The organism is Alteromonas sp. ABM1_013, assembly GCF_056160505.1.
The window spans coordinates 303,713-326,040 of record NZ_JBSWXH010000004.1 but is presented as its reverse complement, the minus strand read 5'-3'; the positions used below and the strand labels follow the sequence as shown (position 1 = coordinate 326,040).

The following is a 22,328-nucleotide window of genomic DNA, read 5'->3' as shown; positions in this document are numbered from 1 at the left end:
ATGGATAGCGCGCACTCGCTTGGCTTGCGTCGTTCTCTTATGTCACAGGTAGCGGTTAAGTGTTTGTCGCTTTTTTCTTTAATTATTGGTTTTTATTACTTTTCTAATATTGCCCAAGACTGGGTGGTGAATAAAACACCCGCCTTACAAAGTGATCTAGCGGGCTTATCTATTTGCTTGGGAATAACCTGGGTGCTTCAAGGCGTAGCGAATCGCTTGTCGTGCCAAGCGAAAGACTCGGTGCTACACAAGCTGGAGCAGAAGTTAAGTAAGGTGTTTGTTTCTCGCCAACATGCCTTAGTTCGACAGCACTCAGTTTATTACTGGCAAACGCTATGGTTACAGAATCTACAAGCTTTTACAGATTGGGCATTGGAATATCGTGTTCAGCAAACAATAGCCGTTGTAGTGCCTTTATTAGCATTAACAGTAATTTTTTATGTCAATCCGGTTATTGGTCTTGGTTTACTAATCACACTTCCTGTTGTGCCGCTTTTCATGATTATTGTTGGTAAGGGCGCAGCTGCACTGCATCGTAAACACTTTGTCGCTCTTGAAAGGTTGGGAAGCTTATTTACAGACCGTTTAGCGGCATTGCCGATGCTAGCAAATTTTCAAGCGCATCAAAGACAAACCGGCCTGCTAAAAGAAGCAAGCGAACAGTTAAATACACGCACAATGAAAGTCGTCAGTGTCGCATTTTTATCTAATAGTGTGCTCGATTTTTTTGCCACGCTTGCTGTGGCGTTAGTGGCGGTGTTTATTGGGTTTTCGCTATTAGGTGAGCTTGAAATTGGCCCGGCTATAACCTTGCAGCAAGGCTTATGGATTTTACTTACCGTACCCTTGTTACTGAGTGAAATGAAAAAACTGGGGCAGGTGTATCATCAAAAAGCTCAGGCTGAAGCAGCGCAAGAAGAACTGGCTCCATTGTACTCACACGTGCCTGATACGATTTCACTACAATCTTATGCTCAATGCGCTGATAATCCTGAGGAAATGTCACGGTTACTAGATGCTTCTAACTTCAACGTGTTCGACTTGCGCGAGCCTGCTTCACTTAAAGAAGGGCACGTACAACCTGCCTTACTAAAAGCTAACTCCTTGATAATCTCACAAGGCGATAAGGTGCTCCTTAGTGGGAAATCTGGAGCGGGGAAAACCTTATTGTTAGAAGCGCTTAGCGGCCAAAGGCCAGCGACCCACAAATTCGAACAGCCAGTAGTGTGGATCACTCAGCACCCCGTCATCACGCCAGGTTCAGTGCGGGAGAACCTATGTCTTAACGATACTTACTCCGATGACATCTTAATGACCGCATTGCAAGACGTTGAACTTGAAGCTTGGCTAACACTGTTGCCCTATGGGCTTGATACTGTGATGACAGACTACCCTCAACTTTCAGGCGGTGAAGCACAGCGTTTGTCACTGGCAAGAGCGTTATTACGTGATGAAAGTATCTGGCTTCTCGATGAACCAACCGCACATTTACCCGATGAGCAACACCATAGGCTAGCTCAGTTGATTAAGCGTTTGGGCGAGAGCAAAACCTTGATATGGGCCTCTCACAAAGCATTGCCAAGTAATTGGTTTAATCAGTTTTGGTCGGTTGAGAAAAAAACGTCACTCAACCAAGCAAATACTGAAGCGAATAATGATCACAGCGACACTGGTATAGAACACGGCAACCACGATTGTGATGTAACAAGTGTAGTGAAAGTAGTAACCAGTGCTGTGAATAAAAATTCAAATGATCAGAAAAGGAGTTTTGGTTTTGAATAATGGAAAACCCGCTTATCTGACGTTACTACTGGCTCTTTTGCACGGCATAGCGGGGATTAGTATTCTTGTTATTTCTGCTTGGTTTATTGCGATTAGTGCAATAGCGCCAGTGGGGTTTAACTATGTAATACCTGCTGTGGTCATTCGCGCTTTGGCGCTTCTTCGTATTGCGTCAGGTTATGCCAGTATGTGGTTTGGACACAATGACCTCCTAGCTCGCATTGCAAAAGCACGGCTGCGCGTTTTTTGTCAGCTAGAAAACAGTCAGATTACTGATAAGGCCTATACCACAGAAGCACTAGCACAACATACTGAAGAGCTTGCGAGCAAATGGATTGCATGGGTTGCCCCTCTATCAAGCGTTGTATTCATCTTCTCAGGTTTGTGCGTTGCTGCGGTGTACCTCGACCTCCCCGGCGCTTTTTATATTCTGTCGCTATTTGTTGCTTGGCTAGCTTTTGTGGCCGTGCAAGGCGTAACCGCACTAACGCTTGCGAAAGAGGCCAATAAAGCAAACAAACTATTTCGTCAGCAATCTTCAGATTTTTTCAACTGCAGTGCCATTTGGCATCTGGACAAATCGATGATTGAAAATGACCTTGCCTTACCTAACCCTGACAACACTAAAATACCGAGTGCTAGTCAGGTATGGCGCTATCAGCTGGCGCAAAAAGCTAAGGCACAACGAACAGCATGGTGGTTTCAGGGATTAGCGTTTTTATTTGTTGTTTTAGTCATGTCGGGTGTTTCACCCGTGGCGTCGGCCCTTGTATTCGCGCCTATCGCTATAGTCATACCTATGGTTCTATTGGCAGCGCCTGACTGGGCAAGTACAGGCTTTTTAAGTGTAAGTAAATTTGCGCAGTACAAACAAAGCGTCAATGCTCTTAAGCAACTTAAAGCCACGCCAATTAGGCAGTATCGTGATAGAGAAATAAAACACTCACTTAATTTAATTCAGTTTTCTGCTAAAGGTCGACATGCAAGTTTGGTTAATATTTCACTACCTGCGAATGGTGTTGTTTGTATTTCTGGGCCGTCGGGATGCGGTAAGTCTTCATTGTTGCAGTCAATTATTGGTTTGCTGCCAGCTACGGGGCTGCGCGAAATTGACGGCATAGGCATGCCTGAGGGCATGGTAACAAACTGGCGTTATGTAGAGCAGGAACCTATTGTGTTATCAGGCAGTATATCCTTAAACCTAGACCCAGCGGGCAACGATATTTCTCAAAATGAAATGAGTGAATTGTTGTCTGCACTTGGCCTGGAAGAGATTCTGCCCTTGACGAATTGGGTAGGAAAAGCTGGAAGGTCTTTATCTGGTGGTGAGCGAAAGCGTTTGGCATTAGCTCGCGCAATACTAGCAAAGCCACCTGTTCTTGCTGTAGATGAGCCTTTTGAGGGGTTAGATTCTTACACACAACAAAAGGTGAGTGAGGTACTAAATAGTCTTTCTGCTACCACATTGATTTTAGTTGCATCCCACACAACACCCGACGCGCTAAACGTAAAAACGCACCTTCAACTAGGCGAAGCCGACATTAAAACTTCACTGCAAACACAGTGCGCTATTTCATAGCCTTATGTTCAAAGTTTCTTGTAATGTCTTCTAAGCTTCTACCCTTAGTTTCCGGAAAGAGCTTAGCAACTAAAATGAGGCTGATTAATGCAAAACAGCCATAAATAGCAAATGTGGTGGCCGCGCCTAGGTTAGCTAGCTCCCATGGAAAGATAATTTGAACTAGAAAGCTGGTTAAGGAGTTAATCACGCCCACCAAAGAGATAGCCAAACCACGAGTTTGATTAGGAAAAATTTCGGCTAACATCGCCCACATTACAGGGCCCAAAGACATAGCGAAAGAGGCTACAAACGCGATAATGCCAAATAGCACTAAGGGCGCGTTCATTGTGATACTGCTGGTAAGCAATGGCTGTTGGTAAGTATCAAACTCTTCACTTGATAAAACAGTTTTAAGCGCCCGTTTAAACTCCACGTCCGAATAATAGACTTGGTTGGTTAGAGGTTCTAATTTGCTTGCTGCGATGGGGGCGTCTTGTTGAATAGTGCTAACGGCAGTTTGTTGAACTTGGTAAGTGGCTTGTTTGAAACCATAGGTACAGATAGCCATGCTGATTACAACACCGGTCAAACCCACAATGAGTAGTGGCTTTCTACCCCACTTATCAATAGTCATCATTGCCACAACAGTAAAGGCGACATTCACTACACCAATCCATACTGCCTGCATAAAGGCGGCGTTGGTACCCACACCACTTTGTTCAAAAATAGTGGGGGCGTAGAAAAAGATAACGTTGATGCCGGTAATTTGCTGCGCAATGGCAATAATGATTCCTACCATTAAAGGAAAACGCATGGCTTTTGTTTTTAGAAAGCCTAGGCGCTCACCTAGTGACCAAGATTTTTCTTTCAACGATGACGAAATGTCTTCAACCAACGCTTTTGCTTGTGCGTGGTCGAATAAGCGGTTTATTACCTGCTCTGCCTCTTGCTGACGACCCTTTAATACGAGCCAACGGGGGCTGCGAGGAATGGTAAAGAGTAAGCCGAACCACAGCGCCGCTGGAATGATTTCAAGACCAAGCATGTAGCGCCATAAATGCGTATCTAAACCCCAATGGGCAACCCAAACTGCTCCACTGCCGCTAAGTTGTAGCAAGTAGTAGTTAGTGAAATAGGACAGAGCGAAACCAAACACAATATTGAGTTGATTCACCGATACCATTTTTCCACGGTTTTCTGGTGAGCTAATCTCTGAAATATACAGTGGGGCAATGATGAGTGAGCAAAATGCTATGCCGCCAATAAACCGAGCAAGTACTAGCAGTTCGAAACTAGGGGCGAGGGCAGAGCCTATGGATGAAAGCAAATACAAGAAAGCCACAAGGATCAGGGCTTTTCGTCTTCCGATAGCATCGCTTATGCCGCCTGCAAAGAGCATGGCAATAAGTGCGCCCAACGTGGGTGAGCTAACTACAAAACCTTGCTGCCAATCACTTAGGTTGAACTCGGCGTCAATAAAGCCATTGGCTCCGGCTATCACGCTGGCATCAAAACCAAATATGAATCCACCAAGGGAAACAATGAGCGTGTAGTATAGCGAGGGAGTCAGGGCTTTATGCATTTTATAATTTGCCTAGTGTGTCCCTATCGACGACTTCAGGAACAAATAAGTGCTCAATTGGGATAGGACTTTTAATGTCATAAACATGTTCAAGTACCCAATAAGCGGCCATTTCTCCCATAGCGTGAATAGGGTTATTAATAGTTGTTAGCTTTGGATAGAGATAGCGCGAAAATAGCACGTTATCGAAACCAACAATGGAAAGCTGAGTTGGAATATCAAATCCAGCTTCTCGTGCCGCCGTCATTGCGCCAGAGGCCATTTCATCGTTTGCGCACACAAGGGCGGTGAAGTCTGGAAAGGTCGTTTGAAGATGCTGCATCCCTTCCTGGCCTGTTGACTCATGGAAGTCGCCTTCGAACAAACTGTTGCTGTCAAATGTAAGTCCTGCTTCTTCAAGAGCTTTTTTGTGACCAGTAAGACGATCGCTCGCATCTTTTTTAAATAGCGGTCCGCTAATGTAAGCTATCTTCGTATGACCCGCGTCAATGGCCGCTTTCGTAGCCAAGTAGCCACCTTTTACGTTGTCTACAACAAAGCAGTTTTGCTCAAGTTCGTCTACTTTTCGGTTAATCACTACCACCGGGACTTTACTGTCGACCAGCTTTTTCAAGTAGTCGTCAGAAACTGCTTCGGCGTGCAAGATAAGCGCGTCACAACGGCGGCTTTTCAAAAACTCTATAGCTTCGTGTTCACGCTCTTCATCGACGTGTCCCGCGGTTATGATTACATGCTTACCACTTTTCTTTAGCACGTGTTCAACCGTGCTCATCAAGTCACCAAAGTATGAGCCATGCAGTTCGGAAACAAGTAAACCTACACTATTGGTACGGTTTGATGCCAGAGATTGCGCAATAGCGTTGGGCTGATAGCCCAGCGATGCCATAGCGTCTTCCACTTTTTTACGCGTGCGTTCGCTTACTTTCGCGTTTCCATTCATAACGCGAGAGACGGTCGCCAGCGATACCCCAGCTGCTTCTGATACTTGGTAAATTGTTGCCATACGGTTTCTAGTAATTGTCCTTATTTAATACCGCTAATGTACCCATTTATGCGACTCTTCACCAGTTTTGAATAGGCTAAAGCACTTTGTTTTAAGGTGCGTTTTTGGGTTTCGTAGTCAACATATACAATGCCAAAACGCTTGGAATAACCCAGCGCCCACTCAAAGTTGTCCATCAGGCTCCATGCAAAATACCCGCGAATGTCCACACCCTTTACCATCGCTTGATTTACGGCGTTTAAGTGAGTGTGAAAATAAGCGGTACGCGTATCATCTATAACTTCACCGTCATTAAGGACATCATCCATTGCCGCACCGTTTTCTGTAATATAAATGGGCGGTAAGTCGTAGCGCTCATTGAGATCAACGAGCAATTCGGTGAATGCGTCAGGGGTAATTTCCCAGCCCATTGCGGTTAGCTCGTTTGTTGCTGGTGGAACAATTTCAAACCAACCGTTTCCATCACTTTGATACAGGGTGCGGGTGTAGAAATTGATACCCAAATAGTCGATAGGTTGAGAAATGATATCCATATCACCTTCAAGTATTTCTGGTTTGCTATCAGTATCGAGCATGTCGATAATATCGGGGTATCTACCTTCTATTATCGGCTTTAAATACCACTGGTTATGGTAGTCGTCGGCCAGTTTAGCTGCGTGCTTATCTTCGTTAGAATTCGTCGTGGTATGGCAGTTACTAAAGTTAAGCACAATACCGTTTTGACTGTTCGGGCAATGGCTATTAAGTACTTTCAAAGCTAACCCATGTGCAAGCAACAGGTGGTGCGCTGCTTTGCGCCCGTTGCCCATCCCTGTTTTACCAGGAGCATGAATACCGGCTTCATAGCCTAAATAAGCAGAGCAAAATGGCTCGTTTAAGGTGGCGTAAGAATAGACTTTCTCGCCCAATGTCTTTGCAACGGCCTCTGCGTATTTTTCAAATGCGTAGGCGGTGTCGCGGTTTAGCCAGCCGCCATTGTCTTCAAGGTGCTGCGGTAAATCCCAGTGATAAAGCGTAACGAACACTTTCATACCGCGTTTTACGACTTCGTTAACTAGGTTGACGTAAAATTGCATACCTACTTCATTAACGGTGCCGTCTTGTTTCATAACGCGGGGCCAAGAAATAGATAGTCGATAGGCATCGACACCCAAGGCATCGATAAGCGCTACATCTTCCTTCCAAAGCGCTACGTGATCGCAAGCTACATCACCGTTAGTTGCATCTGAAATTGTCCCGCTCTTTTCACAGAAGGTGTCCCAAATGCAGTCCAACCTTCCTTTTCTGTCGCCTTCTATTTGAAAGCTTGATGTAGCTACACCAAACAGGAAGTCTTTAGAAAGCATCATAGAATTGGATGGAAGGTTAATGTCTTTCATCGTAGAAATGTCCTAGCAATAACAATTTCGTCATATTTGCTTTGCTAATCGCTAAGCAAATAACATCATATTTACATTGAATTCGATAACGCTTCATGTAATTATCTACTCAATGTAAGCGCTTACAAAATAGTTTGGATAAGCATGTAAGCGCTTTCAAATGTAAATTTATCATTAATCAGAAAAATAGCAACAGAGGTTACTTGTGGACACACCAGTTCAGCCGAATATTTCATCCGCCCAAGAGCAAGGGGCAAACGGTGGCTACCGTTTTGCGCTAATCTCACTTACCACGTTGTTTTTCATGTGGGGATTTATTACCTGTCTGAATGACATTCTTATTCCCTATCTAAAAGGAGCTTTTAACCTTAGCTTTACGCAAGCAATGTTAATTCAATTTTGTTTCTTTAGCGCTTATTTCATCGTATCGCTCCCCGCGGGAATGGTTGTGTCGCGCATTGGTTACCAAAAAGGCATTGTGCTTGGCTTAGGTATAGCATGTGTAGGCTGCTTGCTATTTTTCCCTGCTGCGTCTAGTCAAATTTATGGTGTTTTCTTGTTGGCGCTCTTTGTGTTGGCGTCAGGTATAACCATACTTCAAGTGTCTGCTAACCCTTTCGTGACAGCACTAGGAGACCCTAAAACGGCATCGTCACGACTTACCATGACCCAGGCATTCAACGCGTTTGGTACCACAGTGGCGCCATTCTTCGGCTCTTATCTTATCTACGGTGCCACAGGCGAGCACGGTGGGGGCACGCCAAGCCCGTCAGATGTACAGGTTCCTTATCTTATACTGGCGGCATCGCTACTGCTCCTAGCTCTTGTATTCATGTACTTGAAGCTACCTAAGCTTAACCACACAGGCGCAAATGCAGGTGTATTTAAAGGCGGCGCATGGCATCACAAACACCTTGTATTAGGTGCGGTGGGTATCTTTATGTACGTAGGTGCTGAAGTTGCTATAGGTAGTATGCTAGTTAACTACTTAGCTAGCCCTGCGGTGGGCGGCCTAACTGAAGCTGGCGCGGCGAAACTGCTGGCGTATTACTGGGGCGGAGCTATGGTAGGGCGCTTTATCGGCGCTGTCGTTATGCAAAAAATCTCAGGTGGTTATGTATTGGCCTTTAATGCTTGTGTAGCAATTGGCCTTATTTTGCTATCGCTTTCAAGTACGGGTGACCTTGCGCTGTGGAGTATATTAGGCGTAGGTTTATTTAACTCAATTATGTTCCCTACCATTTTCAGCCTTGCACTACAGCAATTAGGTAAGGACACACCGCAAGGTTCAGGCATTTTATGTCTAGCTATTGTGGGGGGAGCTATCGTTCCACTCTTCCAAGGTATGCTGGCCGACTCAATTGGGGTCACGCTTTCATTCCTATTACCCGCTTCGTGCTATCTTTACATCGCTTATTTTGGCCTTGTAGGAAGTCGCGTATCTAAATTTCAAACCACTGAAAAGTAACGAGGATTAATAATGCGAAAAAGTCTAATCGCGAAGGTTGTTGCAGGTGCATTGGTCAGTGTCTTAGTTAGCGCTTGTGCATCCGATGAAGACGCTTCTTCAGTTAACAGTGCCGTAGAAAAAACGAATAAAGCCAGTGAGATATGGCCTAAGCTAGATATCGAAGTAAAGTCAGCCCCTGCGGTAGAGAAAAAGGTAGATGATATTTTATCTACCATGACGCTTGAACAAAAAATTGCGCAGATGATACAGCCAGAAATTCGCAATATCACTGTTGAAGACATGCGTAAGTATGGGTTTGGCTCTTACCTCAATGGTGGTGGCGCGTTTCCGAATAACGACAAGCATGCAACTCCTGAAGATTGGGTGGAACTTGCCGAAAAGCTATATCAAGCTTCCATTGACGACAGCCTAGATGGTTCGACAATCCCAACGATGTGGGGTACCGATGCGGTTCACGGTCATAACAATGTTATTGGCGCCACTTTATTTCCTCATAACATAGGTTTAGGTGCGGCAAATAACCCTGAGCTAGTAGAGAAAATTGCTCATATCACAGCGAAAGAAGTGATGGCGACGGGCATTGATTGGGTATTTGCGCCAACAGTTGCTGTTGTACGTGACGACCGTTGGGGTAGAACCTATGAAAGCTACTCTGAAGATCCGGCTATTGTAAGAGAATATGCCGCATCTGTGGTTAAAGGTCTACAAGGTGCTGCTGACAAAGACTTTTTAAGCGATCAGCGTGTAATCAGCACGGTAAAACACTTTGTCGGTGATGGCGGTACCGTAGGCGGAGACGACCAAGGTGATAACGTAGCTAGCGAGCAAGAGCTATTCGATATTCATGCCCAAGGTTATGTTGGCGGATTAACCGCTGGGGCGCAGTCTGTTATGGCATCGTTCAACAGCTGGAACGGCGAAAAACTTCACGGTCATAAGTACCTATTAAATGATGTACTTAAAGACCAAATGGGTTTTGACGGCTTCGTAGTAGGCGATTGGAACGGCCATGGCCAGGTAAAAGGTTGTAATAACGAAGACTGCGCGCAAGCTATCAACGCGGGTCTGGATATTTTCATGGTACCTAACGATTGGAAGGTACTGTACGACAACACCCTCGCTCAAGTAAAAGATGGCACTATATCTATGACCCGCATCGATGATGCAGTGCGCCGCATTCTTCGCGTGAAAGTACGAGCGGGTCTTTTCGATAAGCCTAGCCCAGCAAATCGACCACTTTCAGGTAACCGTTCATTAATTGGCAAAGCTGAGCATCGCGAAGTAGCAGCACAAGCGGTACGTGAGTCACTTGTACTGCTGAAAAACAAAGATAAAACTCTGCCTCTTTCTGCAACTAAAAACATATTAGTGGCCGGTGATGGCGCCGACAACATTGGTAAGCAGTCTGGTGGCTGGAGTATTACGTGGCAAGGCACCAACAATACTAATGCCGACTTCCCTGGCGGTAGCTCTATTTACGACGGCATCAAAGAGCATGTCGAAAGTGCTGGTGGTAAGGTCGAACTTTCCGTTGAGGGCGATTTTGAAACTAAGCCAGATGTTGCCATTGTGGTATTCGGGGAAGAGCCTTACGCAGAAGGCCACGGCGATAGAGAAACGCTTATCTATCAGTACGGCAGTAAGAAAGACTTAGCGCTACTTCAAAAGCTGAAGTCTCAAGGTATTCCTGTGGTATCTGTGTTTATCAGCGGCCGCCCAATGTGGGTAAATGCCGAGCTTAATGCATCTGACGCTTTTGTCGCCGCTTGGTTACCTGGCTCTGAAGGTGCTGCGGTAGCTGATGTGCTGTTTGGCGAACAAGACTTCAAAGGAAAACTATCTTTCTCTTGGCCATCAGAGCCTCAGCAGATAGTGAATAAAGGCGATGAGGCTTACGAGCCGCTCTTACCTTATGGTTTTGGTCTTACTTTCAGCGATGAAAACGTATTAAGCGATACGTTGAATACTGAAATAAAAGTTAGCACTGACAGCAACAAGCCGATGGAAATCCTTAATGGTGCCGTGCAGTCGCCATGGGTACTATGGCTGTATTCAGGTGATGAAACGCTACCTGTGAACGCAAGCACTCACACCCTTGGTGCGCTGACCTACCGCACTGTGGACAAGGTAGTGCAAGAAGATGCACGAAAAGTTACCTTTGATGGCTCTGAATTTGCGGCTATGCGTTTTGCTAGCAAGAGCTTCTTCCGTGAAGACTTAAGCGCACAGTTACTCACACAGGGGGCGTTAAGCTTTAACGTTAGCCGTCACTCAGACATTAAAGGGCCTGTTACCGTAGGTATGAACTGTGAGGGCGAGGGGGATGCTGCGGGCAGCTGTTCAACGCAGATTGACATTAGCGAGCAACTTAAAGCAATGCCTGCTGATACATGGACAAACGTGAGCATTGACCTGCAGTGCTTTGTTGACGAAGGCATAGACTTCACCGGTCTTGTCGTACCGTTTGAGCTAGGCAGTTCAGGTAAGGCAAGTTTGAGTGTGGCAGATATTCAATTCACACCAAGTGCAGCAGAATCAGCGAGTATAAGCTGCCAAGAGTAAGTTAAAGCTCTATCACTAGACCTTAAGCAACGTCGCCGGGGCAAAGCCTTGGCGACGTTTTTGTTTGTAAACAGCTCAACCCCCACTCATTTGCGTCACCGATCTTTTCCCCACGTTACCCCGTAGCTATGTTTATTAAATCTGCAAATCAGTGGCTGGATGATAACTGATTCAAGCAGGGTATTTGTGACAACTCCTCGTTCACATCACATGTTTATTTACAGGGTAGTAATATGACAAAGGAAAAAACGCCTACACCCCATCTTTATCTTGCTTTGACGCCAGTTATTTTAACCCTTTTGATATTGGGTATGCAGATCTTCTACTTCGGCGTGTTCGAACCTCATATACCACTTGCCATCGGCATAGCATTGACTAGTTTTGTAGGAACTTATCTTGGTCTGACATGGGAAGAAGTACGGGCAGGTATTTTTAAAGTCATCCACGTCGCCTTACCGGCAGTAAGTGTTCTTATTGTTGTTGGGATGATCATAGGCATTTGGATAGCTAGTGGTACTGTGCCTACGATTATTTACTATGGGCTAAAGACCCTTTCTCCCCAAATCTTTCTGGCTGCCGGTATGGTTATCTGTGCAGTCGTTTCCGTATCGCTAGGTACAAGTTGGGGGAGCGTAGGCACCGTTGGTTTAGCATTAATGGGCATCGGCGAGGGCTTTGATATACCCATGTACTGGACCGCGGGAGCCGTGGTTTCTGGGGCTTTCTTTGGTGACAAGGTATCGCCGCTGTCAGATACCACAAACCTTGCTCCGGCAGTAACCGGTACAGATGTGTTTTCACATATAAAAAATATGATGGCAACAACAATCCCCGCCATGGTAATAGCATTTTTAATCTATCTGGGTGTAGGCTTCTTTGTCATAGATGCCCAAAGCGTTTCATTTGCCAAAATTGCGGGTATCACCACAGCGCTTGAAGACAATTTCACCATATCTTGCTGGGCACTTTTGCCTGCACTTATTGTAATGGGGCTGGCACTAAAGAAAATTCCGCCACTTCCTGCATTATTTGCTGGTGCCGTAGTGGGAGGTGTATTTGCCATGTTTATGCAGGGGCAAAGCCTGCAGGCCGTATTCGACTATGCAAACAACGGCTACTCCATTAATACAAATATCATTGAAATAGATAGTCTGCTCAATCGCGGTGGTGTTCAGTCTATGATGTGGACTATCTCATTGGTGCTTATTGCCCTTGGTTTCGGTGGGGCGTTAGAGACAACGGGCTGCTTACGAAGCATCATTAACGCAATCAAAAGCAAAGCAAAAACCTTTGCCGGTACACAAGTTGCGGCAGTTGGCACCGCCTTTTCTACTAACTTAGTGGCAGGCGACCCATATCTATCGGTGGCTTTACCTGGAAGGATGTATTCTCCTGTTTATCGGGGCATGGGCTACTCCACCCTTAATCTGTCACGTGGTATCGAAGAGGGAGGAACGCTAATGTCACCACTTATCCCTTGGAATGCCGGAGGCGCGTTTGTGATATCGGCGCTTGGCCTTGGTATTTCAGGCGCTAGCTTAGAAAACTTGCTGTATATCCCTCTTGCTTTTGCCTGTTGGACGGCACCTCTGATAGGAATATTCTACGCCTATGTTGGCTGGTTCTCGCCAAAAGCTACAGATGAAGAGCGTGAACAGTGGAAAACGTCAGGTGCGGCAATCGCTAAGTTTAACAAAGACGGCACACCCGTTACCGAGTAACGATGGCCTAGAAAAAACAGTAGTCATAGTTAAAGCGAGACGCTTACCAAAGTGTTAGGGTTAATTAACCCTGGCACTGAGGTTTGTTCGGCTTGTTTAGCTTTTAATTCTTAGGCTTTTGTCAGTCGTCATGACTAAAAATACAAACTCTATTTCTACCGAATCTTTTAGCTACATAAAGTGCATCGTCACACTGCTTGATGAGTTTCGACGTTTCAATACCTTTTTGATATTCAGCGATGCCAGCGGAAAAGGTTTGTTCACTGATCTCACTAGAAATACGCAATTGTCGATAGCTATCAAGGATTGAATCTACAACTTTTTTAGCTTCGGAAGCGGAGGTTTTTGGAAGGCATAAAATGAATTCTTCTCCGCCATAGCGTCCAAAAGTATCTGTTTTTCTAATGGAGTTAGATACATGCTCGCAAAACGCTTTAAGTAAATCGTCCCCGCATTCATGGCCGTAGTTGTCGTTGATGGCTTTAAAGTTATCTAAGTCAATCAACGCTAAAGATAAATTATTTTGATAGGCTTTTGCTTTGCTAATCTCTAACTGTACTGCGCCGAGTAAACTTCTTCTGTTGCGAACGCCTGTGAGGGTATCTACAGTCGCTAGTGTTTCTTGTTCTCTTTTCAGCCTTCTTTGAACAATGTATAGATAAGTTACGAGGGCTAAAAGCACCACCAAGACCAGCGCCCCAACACTCAGAATTAAATTTGTTCTGTTGCTGTTTGCGAGTTCCACGCCTGCTAATTCGTGCTGCTGCTCTAAAAGTTGTAATTTTCGCTCAGCAAGGGCGCTCTCATAGTAGTCGCTAAACACTTCCTCTCGATCGTCCGTTTGGTAATAAAGGGACTGATAAAAGTCTTTGCTGTCGCGCAATGCTGATATAGCCGCTTCTTTGTTTCCTGACTGCTCAAAGAAAGAAGACTGAATAGATTTAAACTGCGCCCAGAGCAAGTTTGATGAGCTGTAATCGGCGCTTAGGCTGTCGATAATATTATCCATCAGTGCTTTAGCTGTTTCTAACTCGCGTTGTTCTACTAGCGCTTTAAATCGAAAGATTTGATAGGTATTAGTATCGTATGAGACAGGTAGTGTGGATATAAAACTCTCAGTTTTTTCAATTAATTTATGCGCTTCTTTTACTTTGTCCAGAGCATACAAATACTCAACTTTCAAAACTAGCCCATAGGTGTAGGTATCCCAGTCTTCAATGGATGTAGCGTATTCAATGTACCTTTCAAGCGTATCGAAAGCCTTATCGGGTTGATTTAAGTTCTCAAGGCTTCTTCGTTGGCAATCGAGGGCAATTTGGTAATATCGGTGTGGGCTAGCCAACGGCCTAGTAATAAAGAAAGCCTCTGCGCGAGAACACAATTCCAAAGCACGTTTGCTCTCCCCTAGGTAAGACATATTGAGCCCTATATCAAGCTCCATGTTTTCTATTGCACCGTCTCCAAAGAAACGTTTTTCGGTTAATGAGGGCAATTCGCCCAAGATTTTTGCGCTGGAGTTCAAAGATGCTCTTATTAGTCCCATTCTCGCCAAGAAAATGGATTTAGTCGCAATGGCGTCAAAGTAAAGCTCAGTATCACTACCATTGGCAAACGCGATTATTTCGTCAATTTTGCTATGGGCCAAACGCCACTTTTCTTGAATGGCAAAGTTATAAGCTAACAGAATGTTGTGTCTAAAATATAAAGACGGATGTGAACGCTTTACATCTTGTACCTGGTCTTTCGGCGCAAGTTTGTATTCTTCGAATCCCGTAGGATGATTAACCGTAGATTGCAGCAAAGCAATGTACACAGATGCAAGGGATGACGATTCAGATAGGGCATCAGAGTCAGAGACTAATGCCATTAACTCTTTTTCACCGTCGGGTTTGCTGCTTATAATTTGGGAATATGCTTGGAAATATTTATCACCGCTAATCGCAAAAGTAGAATTAATTCCCATCAAAAATAGCACTAGCGCGCTAATACACTTCTTATACTTCACTTGCTTTCTTCTTCTACTACTCATCCTGAGCTTATGAAGTGAGGTTACCAAAAAATGGCAGAAATGTTTGATGATTTTAGCGGGTTAGAATTAAAAAAGGGCCTTGAAAAGGCCCTTATCGAAAGTGCTTACTAAACTTAGAAGCTGTATCTAGCGCCAAGCGTGTAGCGAGGGCCATACTGGCGAGCGAATAAGAATTGCTCTTCAAAGCGGCCATAACCTCGCTCGGTTTCGTCGTTTATGTTCACACCTTCTAGGAACACTGTTAAGTGCTCATTCACATCGTAGTTGATGCTGGCATCAACCTGACCAAACGTGTCGAACTGGGTGGCTGGGTTATCAGATGAACCTTGCGCTTGACCAATACCAACAACATAGTCTGAACGCCATGCATAAGTGACTTTTACAGACAGACCTTCCTTCTCGTAAAACACTTGGAAGTTAGCTGAATCACTGATACCTACTAGCGGATTTTGCTGTTCTAGGTTGTATGGGTCGTACTCTACGTCACCGTCAACAAGCGTCGCATTAGCGCCAAAACCAAAGCCGGTTTCACCAAATGTGTGTTGAACAGCAAGCTCGATACCTTCAACGGTTTTTGATTCGTTAAGGTTACGAGGCTTCACCACGTTCCACTCAATAAGCGGGTCGTCTGAGTTAGGCTCAACAACGCCATCTGCATCAGCGTAGCCTGCTTCTCTGAAGTAGTCGTAAATGTTACTGTCGGTGGCCTGAATGCCTTCTGCCTGAAGTGCTGAAACAGCTTCTTGCCATCTTGGGCCTTGGTAAATATCGTTAAGGCCGTCAAAGGTTTCAAGCCTACCTTGGGTATCGATATAGTTCTTCACTGACTTTCTGAATAGGCCTACTGACGCATAGCTTGCTTCGTCGTAGTACCATTCGAAAGATAAGTCTAAGTTAGTTGACTCATAAGGTTTAAGGTCGGTACTGCCTTCAGATACTACCCTCGAGCCAATTTTAGGGCTTCCGCTAAACGAACGTCCTCCTTGTAAAAAGCCGATAGGTGCACGAGTAATCGATTTACCCCAAGAGAAGCGGGCAACAATGTCGTCAGTAACATCGACTTTCACATCGAACATAGGAAGCAGTACATCGTACTTACCGGTAAAGTCCTGTTCTTCAACACCGTCTTGGAAGACTGTGATCCACTCACCAGCGGCAACCCAGTTAACTTGAATCGGTACGCGAACTTCAGCAGTGCTAGGTACTTCTGTTTCTTCGTAGCGAAGACCTGCGTTAATTTGAACGTAGTAATCGCTAACGTCAAAGTCCCATTCTGTCTGTACATAGATTGAGTCTGTTGTCTCTTCTACATTACTTACTGAAGGAGCACCGCTGAAATATGGGTCGATAGAGTACGCGTTGCTTTCACCCACAACATCAGCAGTGATGAATTGAAGCTGACGCGCAATGGCTTCATCGAAGTCAAAGGTGTAGTAATAGCCAGGGTTCATGCTTGCGCCACCACCATCAAAGGCGTCTAAAAAGCCTGAAGTGTCGTTGCGAACGAACATACTGTCTGGGAAGATTTCAGTAAACGACGGGCTAAAGCCAGGTCCACCGCGCAATCCACTCCACGCGGTAAAGCCAGATAGAGATTGTTCTGTTCGAGCCACACCAAAATCAACTTTAACTAGCGGGATGTCCCACGCCGAGTTATACCAAGTACCGTCTAACTGCAGTTGCTCAATGTCAGAACGTCCTGGTGAATAAATGAACTGACTGAAGTTAGAGTCAATCTCACCTGGCAAAATTTCATTAGTACCGTTATTCCAGTTTACATAAACCTGAGGAATTTCATCTTCACGGTAGTCATAAACTTTAGACTCTAACTGGTTTGAACCAAGAATGATTTGCCCAGCGCTACCCAGCCCTTCGTCATAACCATTGTCGGTTTTGTTGTAAGAGTCATGGTAATCCAAACGTAAATGCCAATCGTCATTTACCATCCAGTCTAAGTTTACGCCAAGTGAACGTGCGTCAACACGGGTGGTATTGCGGCTTGCGGTAAACGAGCCGTCATCGCCACTGATGTCTGCATAAACAGCTGTACCGTTCTCATCAAGCTCATAAGCATTAATGTTTGCACCAAAGTTGTTCCATATACCCCAACCTACAGTGTTAGTGCCGGTGGTTGCGCGAGACGCAGTGTAGTCTATAGTTGCAGTAAACGCATCTACAGGGCGGAACTGGAAAGTAACCTGACCATTAGAACGTTCACGCTGAATGTCGTTAATGCTGTAGTTCATGTCTTTCGGGAAGAACGCTGCATCGGTAATATTGGTGCGGTTATCAACAACATTACTTGGATCTATATTTTGAGGAAGGTCTTCATTCTCTTGAAGTACCCAACCTTGAATGCTAGCCGCTTGCTGTTGGAAATCACGCTCTTGGTGCGAAAAAGATACTCCGAATCCGAACATGTCGTCTGCGAAAGTATTGGTGTAAACACCTGCGATCTCAGGGGTTACATCGTCACCAGCTTCATTAGACGTATCGTAAATACCTTTTACTGAAATAGTCGCGTTTTGTCCTGACTGGGAAAGCGGCTTCATAGTAATGATATTTACCGTAGCACCTAAGCCCCCGCTCGGGTTTTCTGCTCGGGCAGTTTTTTGAAGCTCTAGCGTGCTTACGCCTTCAGATGAAAGGTTGGCAAGGTCGAAAGAGCGGGTAAAACCGGTACCCGGCATTTGGCGGCCGTTAAGGGTGACTAGGTTGAACTCTGGGCCGAAACCACGAACAGTAATTTGGCTACCTTCGCCGTTATTTCGGCTAATGGTTACACCGGTAATGCGTTGCAATGCTTCAGCTAGGTTCGTATCAGGAAATTTACCTAGCTCTTCAGCTGATATGGCGTCTACTACACCGCTCGAACTGCGCTTTAGGTCCATTGAGCGGATCATACTGCCGCGAATACCGCTAACTTGAATAACTTCTACTTCGCCTTCTGCTGGCGTTGCTGTTTCTGCTTCTTGAGCGTGTGTGGGTAGCACAAGAGAAGAGCCCATCAACAAAGCCATTGATGTGGCAAGTTGGGTCTTTTTAAAAGATGTGTTTTTCATAATTGCCCTACTAATTCTTATCAATTTCGTATGTTGCCCAAGCTCCGCTTAGGCAACACATGCTTTGCTATTGCGCTGCAATTTCAACATTATCGACGCGGTATACTGCGCCTTCACCAGAGCCCCATGCTGGAAACATCATGATGACGTTGATTGCACTGATATCCAGACCTAAGTCGTACAACGTTTGAAGAGGGAAAGTGTAGGTCTGCCATTCGCCTTCAACCGGATCTACACCCTCAAGGCTAGCTGAAATAGGGAGCTCTACTGCTGATGACACGTCGATAGATTCAATCTTGAATAACCAAGGCGCTGAAGCATCATTAGGCATAGCGCTTACTTTCATTTCGAATCGCACTGCACCATTGGCTAGTAGTGCTGACGCATCGTAAGAGTGACCGTCATCGGCAATAATGCCCATCACGGTTGGCGTTGCGCCAATTCGAAACTCAGCAACTGTTCCGTGCTCTGCATCATCAACTTCCTCGGTAGGCGTTGAGCCACCGCAGCAATCCCAAATACGCCATTGGTCTGCCGCAGTGTCTGCAAACAAGGTAATGCCAGACGCTGAAGGCGCTTCTTGACCACTGTCAGGGTGGTATATTTTTACGTTGTCTAAGCGATACACGGCGCCTTCACCAGTACTCCAAGCAGGGAACACCATGATGACGTCTATCGCGCTAACGTCTAAGCCGCGTGCTTGTAGGTCAGAAATAGGGAACGTATATGTCTGCCACTCACCTTCAACAGGAGCTTGACCTTCAACGCTATCCGCTAATGGTAGTTCTACCGCAGTTGATGCATCGTTAGACTCAACTTTAAATAGCCATGTAGAGTCTGGATTGTTAGGAGCGCTCACTACTCTCATGTCGAATTGTAGAAGGCCACCATCTGTAAGTGCAGTTGCATCAAATGGAGTATCACCACCACCAGCGGCAGAACGAGTAATAAAGCCCATTACTGTAGGTTCTGCGCCGATGCGGAATTCCGCCGTTAAGCCGTGCTCTTCATCATCCATTTCTTCAGTTGGGGTAGAGCCACCACAGCAGTCCCACATAGGCCAATCAGGGTTTTGGCCATCTTCGAAGATAGTGAGTTCAGGGTATGCAACCGCACCGTCCTGTGAAATTTCTACATTAGTAATTTGATAAACGGCACCTTCACCTGCACCCCAGTCAGGGAAAATCATGATGGTATCAATGGCGCTGGTGTCTAGTTCTGCTTCAGCAAACATACTGATAGGAAATTGATAGCTTTCCCATACGCCCACTTGCGGTGTAGCAGGTGCAGTATCTGAAGGTCCAACGTAGCCGCTCATCAGTGAAAAAGAGGCGTCTGTCGTTGCTTCAGTACTTTCAACTTTCAGGTTCCAGTTTGCTTCAGCGTTATTAGGTGCAGAAACTAGTTTTAAATCAAATTTTAAGCTACCAATGCCTTCAAGGGGAGAGGCATCAAAAGGAGAGGCTTCACCTTCTGGGTCAGTAAGAAACGCATCGCGGCTGATAAAACCGACTACCGTAGGTTCTGCGCCAAAGGTAAATTCATAAACTTGACCTAGCTCAGTATCTTCAACAAGTTGAGGGGTAGAGCCACCACAGCAATCCCAAGCTGCCCAGTTTGGATTAGGCGTACCCCCAAAAATGGTTAAGTCTTGTGGAATGCCGGTAGAAGGAGGCGACGGGATGGGAGCAGCGCCTTCAACCAATGCATCATCTACACTGTCGTAACCAGGGCGCACAGTCTCACAACCTTTACCAGTTTCAGGGTCTGAGGCACACTCATAAACGCGCACGTAGTCAATTTCGAACGTTTGACCGTCTACGAATGCATCTGCATCTATGCCCGTTTCGTTAACGGCTTCAGGCCAGCTTCCGCCCACAGCGAAGTTAAGGATCATGAAAAACTCTTGATCGTAAGGGGCGTTATTCCATTGGGTTTCAAGTTCACCGGTAATTTGGTCAAAGTACTCAGTGTACCAACCGCGGTGGGAAAGACCTGTTGCATCACCATTTGCGTTATAGCGTACCTCAGAGCGACGCTGGGTGGCATATAAATAGCCGTCCATGTACCAGCGAATTTCACCTTCCTGCCACTCTATAGCGTAGGTATGGAAGTCATCAGCTGGGTTCGCGCCATCAGGAAGAGAATACGCTTGACCAGAGCTATCATTGTTCGGCCATTCTTGACCGTAGTGAAGTGTGCCGTAAATATGGCTTTCAGGGTTACCTTCTGCGTCTGCTGCTTTAAGGTTTACCGCTTCCATAATGTCGATTTCACCAGAGCGCGGCCAGCCGCCATATACTGAATCAGTAGGCATCATCCAGAATGCAGGCCAGCTACCTTGACCTTCTGGTAGCTTAGCGCGCATTTCAAAACGGCCGTATTTGAAATCGGCTTTGTACTGAGTAATTAATCGGGCTGACGTATACGGTTTTGGGGCACCTTCTTCGGCAGGAAGCGCGACAATTTTCAGGCTACCGTCAGACACAAATGAATTGTCTTCGCTGTCTGTGTAACACTGGGCTTCATTGTTACCGCCACCGTCACAGTTTACTTCATGGGTCCAGTTATCATCGTTAATACTGGTTCCATCGAACTCGTCGCTCCAAACAAGCTCCCAGTCGGTAACGGGAACCGTTGCGTCAACAACGTCGATATCTGTAGAGGTTGTTGCTCCACCTCCACAGCCAAATAGGGTTGTGACTGAGATCGCGGCAGCTATCCGCGAAAGTTGAGATGCTTTTTTCGTCATTGTTTTCAGCCCTGATCAAAAGAAATTGGGTTTTTATGTTGTGGCAAATGCCACGTAAAAAGCTTGTGTAAGCGCTTACAAAATGGGTCAAATAAAAATGGCTGTTTGAAAGCGCTTACATTACATTAAGCCACTGACACGTAAAGATCAATACTGTTCTCAAAAAATTAACATTTAGTAGTATGAGTATATATCGTCAACAATATAAAAATAATTATATTATCAGTTAGTTGGCTGGTATTGGTCGTTTTATTTGAAAAGATTGCTTTAACGATTCACTCTGCATTTACAAATGAAAAGGCACTGTTGTTAATAAGGTGTTTTGAGTATTTCACTCGCAACAAATAGTGCTTCACGATAAGCTTTCTCGATAGCTCAGAAAGAGTATAGCCCATGCATAATCATCATCAGGTCGACACTACTTCTTCTAAGGAAGACTCCACTCGTATCGGATGGGCATTTTGGCTGAACTTTACCTTTACCATTATTGAGTTTATCGGCGGTTGGCTCACTAACAGTATGGTTATAATGGCAGACGCTGTTCATGACCTAGGCGATTCCCTGTCAATTGGATTAGCCTGGTACTTGAGTAAACTAGGTCACAAGGCCTCCACCGAAAAGTATACCTATGGCTTTAAAAGGCTAAGTTTAATGGGAGCCATGATTAACGGTCTCATTTTAGTACTTGGTTCAATTTGGGTAATGTCCGAGGCAATTCCTCGTCTATACAGCCCAGAGATGCCTGTAACGGAAGGCATGATAGGGCTCGCGATATTGGGTATTCTGGTAAATGGTTTCGCGGCCTATAAGCTTCATGGTGGCCATTCAATGAATGAGAAAGTGCTTAACTGGCATTTAATTGAAGATGCGCTGGGTTGGGTGGCAGTGTTAGTCGTTGCCATTGTTCTTCATTTTGTAGATTGGCCAATTCTCGACCCAATATTATCGATTGGTTTTACCCTCTTTATTTTAATAAACGTAGTGAGATACCTTGTGCAGACTATGTCTTTATTCTTACAAGGTGTGCCTGATGAATCTACGCGAAAGGCTATTAGCCAAGCGTTGCTGTCTATGGAGCATGTTGAAGAAGTTCACCATTTGCACTTTTGGTCTTTAGATGGTGAACAACATGTACTCACCGCTCATGTCGTCATTAATTGTGCTATCGACAATGATAAATTACGCCAATTAAAAACACTGGTGCATGAACGTCTTGCGCCATTTGCACTTGCACATACAACCGTAGAGTTTGAATTACCGGGGGAGCCATGCCGTGATGAAAATGATCATTTGCATGCCCATTCTCATCAGCATGAACACGACGAGATAAATTAGTACACAGTAAATGCAGGTACAGGGAGCCATTAGTTAATTATATTATTTACTGGCTAAGTGTTTGAGTTATCGAAACCAAAAAAAGAGGG

General features: G+C 45.3%; 12 protein-coding genes. 6 read left to right on the top strand and 6 right to left on the bottom strand.

The window, feature by feature from the left end; genetic code table 11:
- Nucleotides 1-1,782: an ABC transporter ATP-binding protein/permease gene (locus ACXAGK_RS13295; RefSeq protein ID WP_474856594.1), complete on the top strand. Its 1,782-nt coding sequence runs from the start codon at nt 1-3 to the stop codon at nt 1,780-1,782.
- Nucleotides 1,775-3,361, top strand: coding sequence for an ATP-binding cassette domain-containing protein (locus ACXAGK_RS13290; RefSeq protein WP_474856593.1), 1,587 nt, complete (start codon nt 1,775-1,777; stop codon nt 3,359-3,361). Before ACXAGK_RS13295 ends, ACXAGK_RS13290 begins: the two co-directional genes overlap by 8 nt.
- Here the strand turns inward: ACXAGK_RS13290 and ACXAGK_RS13285 are convergent.
- The 3 genes from ACXAGK_RS13285 to ACXAGK_RS13275 are packed head-to-tail and all read right to left on the bottom strand — an operon-like array spanning nt 3,351 to nt 7,307.
- Nucleotides 3,351-4,925 (bottom strand): sugar porter family MFS transporter, encoded by a 1,575-nt coding sequence (locus tag ACXAGK_RS13285; protein ID WP_474856592.1) that lies wholly within the window; start codon nt 4,923-4,925, stop codon nt 3,351-3,353. The two genes, ACXAGK_RS13290 and ACXAGK_RS13285, sit on opposite strands and share 11 nt — an antisense overlap.
- Before the next feature lies 1 nt (nt 4,926).
- Nucleotides 4,927-5,928 (bottom strand): LacI family DNA-binding transcriptional regulator, encoded by a 1,002-nt coding sequence (locus ACXAGK_RS13280; protein ID WP_474856591.1) that lies wholly within the window; start codon nt 5,926-5,928, stop codon nt 4,927-4,929.
- 20 nt (nt 5,929-5,948) lie between these two features.
- Nucleotides 5,949-7,307, bottom strand: a complete 1,359-nt coding sequence (locus ACXAGK_RS13275; RefSeq protein ID WP_474856590.1) for a GH1 family beta-glucosidase — start codon at nt 7,305-7,307, stop codon at nt 5,949-5,951.
- Nucleotides 7,308-7,512: 205 nt separating this feature from the next.
- Here ACXAGK_RS13275 and ACXAGK_RS13270 point away from each other — a divergent pair, with 205 nt between their 5' ends.
- The 3 genes from ACXAGK_RS13270 (at nt 7,513) to nhaC (ending at nt 13,061) form a co-directional block, all read left to right on the top strand.
- The gene (locus tag ACXAGK_RS13270) at nt 7,513-8,775 is read left to right on the top strand and encodes a sugar MFS transporter (protein ID WP_474856589.1); all 1,263 of its coding nucleotides are present in this window, start codon (nt 7,513-7,515) and stop codon (nt 8,773-8,775) included.
- A 12-nt stretch (nt 8,776-8,787) separates the two neighbouring features.
- Nucleotides 8,788-11,340, top strand: a complete 2,553-nt coding sequence (locus ACXAGK_RS13265) for a glycoside hydrolase family 3 protein (RefSeq protein WP_474856588.1) — start codon at nt 8,788-8,790, stop codon at nt 11,338-11,340.
- 233 nt (nt 11,341-11,573) lie between these two features.
- On the top strand, nt 11,574-13,061 hold the full coding sequence (nhaC, locus tag ACXAGK_RS13260; protein WP_474856587.1) for a Na+/H+ antiporter NhaC: 1,488 nt from the start codon (nt 11,574-11,576) through the stop codon (nt 13,059-13,061).
- 121 nt (nt 13,062-13,182) lie between these two features.
- On the opposite strand, the gene ACXAGK_RS13255 is transcribed toward nhaC, so the two are convergent.
- The 3 genes from ACXAGK_RS13255 to ACXAGK_RS13245 all read right to left on the bottom strand — a co-directional run bounded on the left by ACXAGK_RS13255 (nt 13,183) and on the right by ACXAGK_RS13245 (nt 20,904).
- Nucleotides 13,183-15,066, bottom strand: coding sequence for a GGDEF domain-containing protein (locus tag ACXAGK_RS13255; protein WP_474856586.1), 1,884 nt, complete (start codon nt 15,064-15,066; stop codon nt 13,183-13,185).
- 137 nt (nt 15,067-15,203) lie between these two features.
- On the bottom strand, nt 15,204-18,152 hold the full coding sequence (locus tag ACXAGK_RS13250; protein ID WP_474856585.1) for a TonB-dependent receptor: 2,949 nt from the start codon (nt 18,150-18,152) through the stop codon (nt 15,204-15,206).
- 67 nt (nt 18,153-18,219) lie between these two features.
- A complete protein-coding gene (locus ACXAGK_RS13245; protein ID WP_474856584.1) occupies nt 18,220-20,904 on the bottom strand; it encodes a family 16 glycosylhydrolase in 2,685 nt (894 codons plus the stop codon).
- Nucleotides 20,905-21,297: 393 nt separating this feature from the next.
- On the opposite strand from ACXAGK_RS13245, the gene ACXAGK_RS13240 reads away from it, so the two are divergent.
- Complete coding sequence (locus ACXAGK_RS13240) at nt 21,298-22,239, top strand: cation diffusion facilitator family transporter (RefSeq protein ID WP_474856583.1); 942 nt, start codon at nt 21,298-21,300, stop codon at nt 22,237-22,239.
- Nucleotides 22,240-22,328 lie beyond the last annotated feature (89 nt).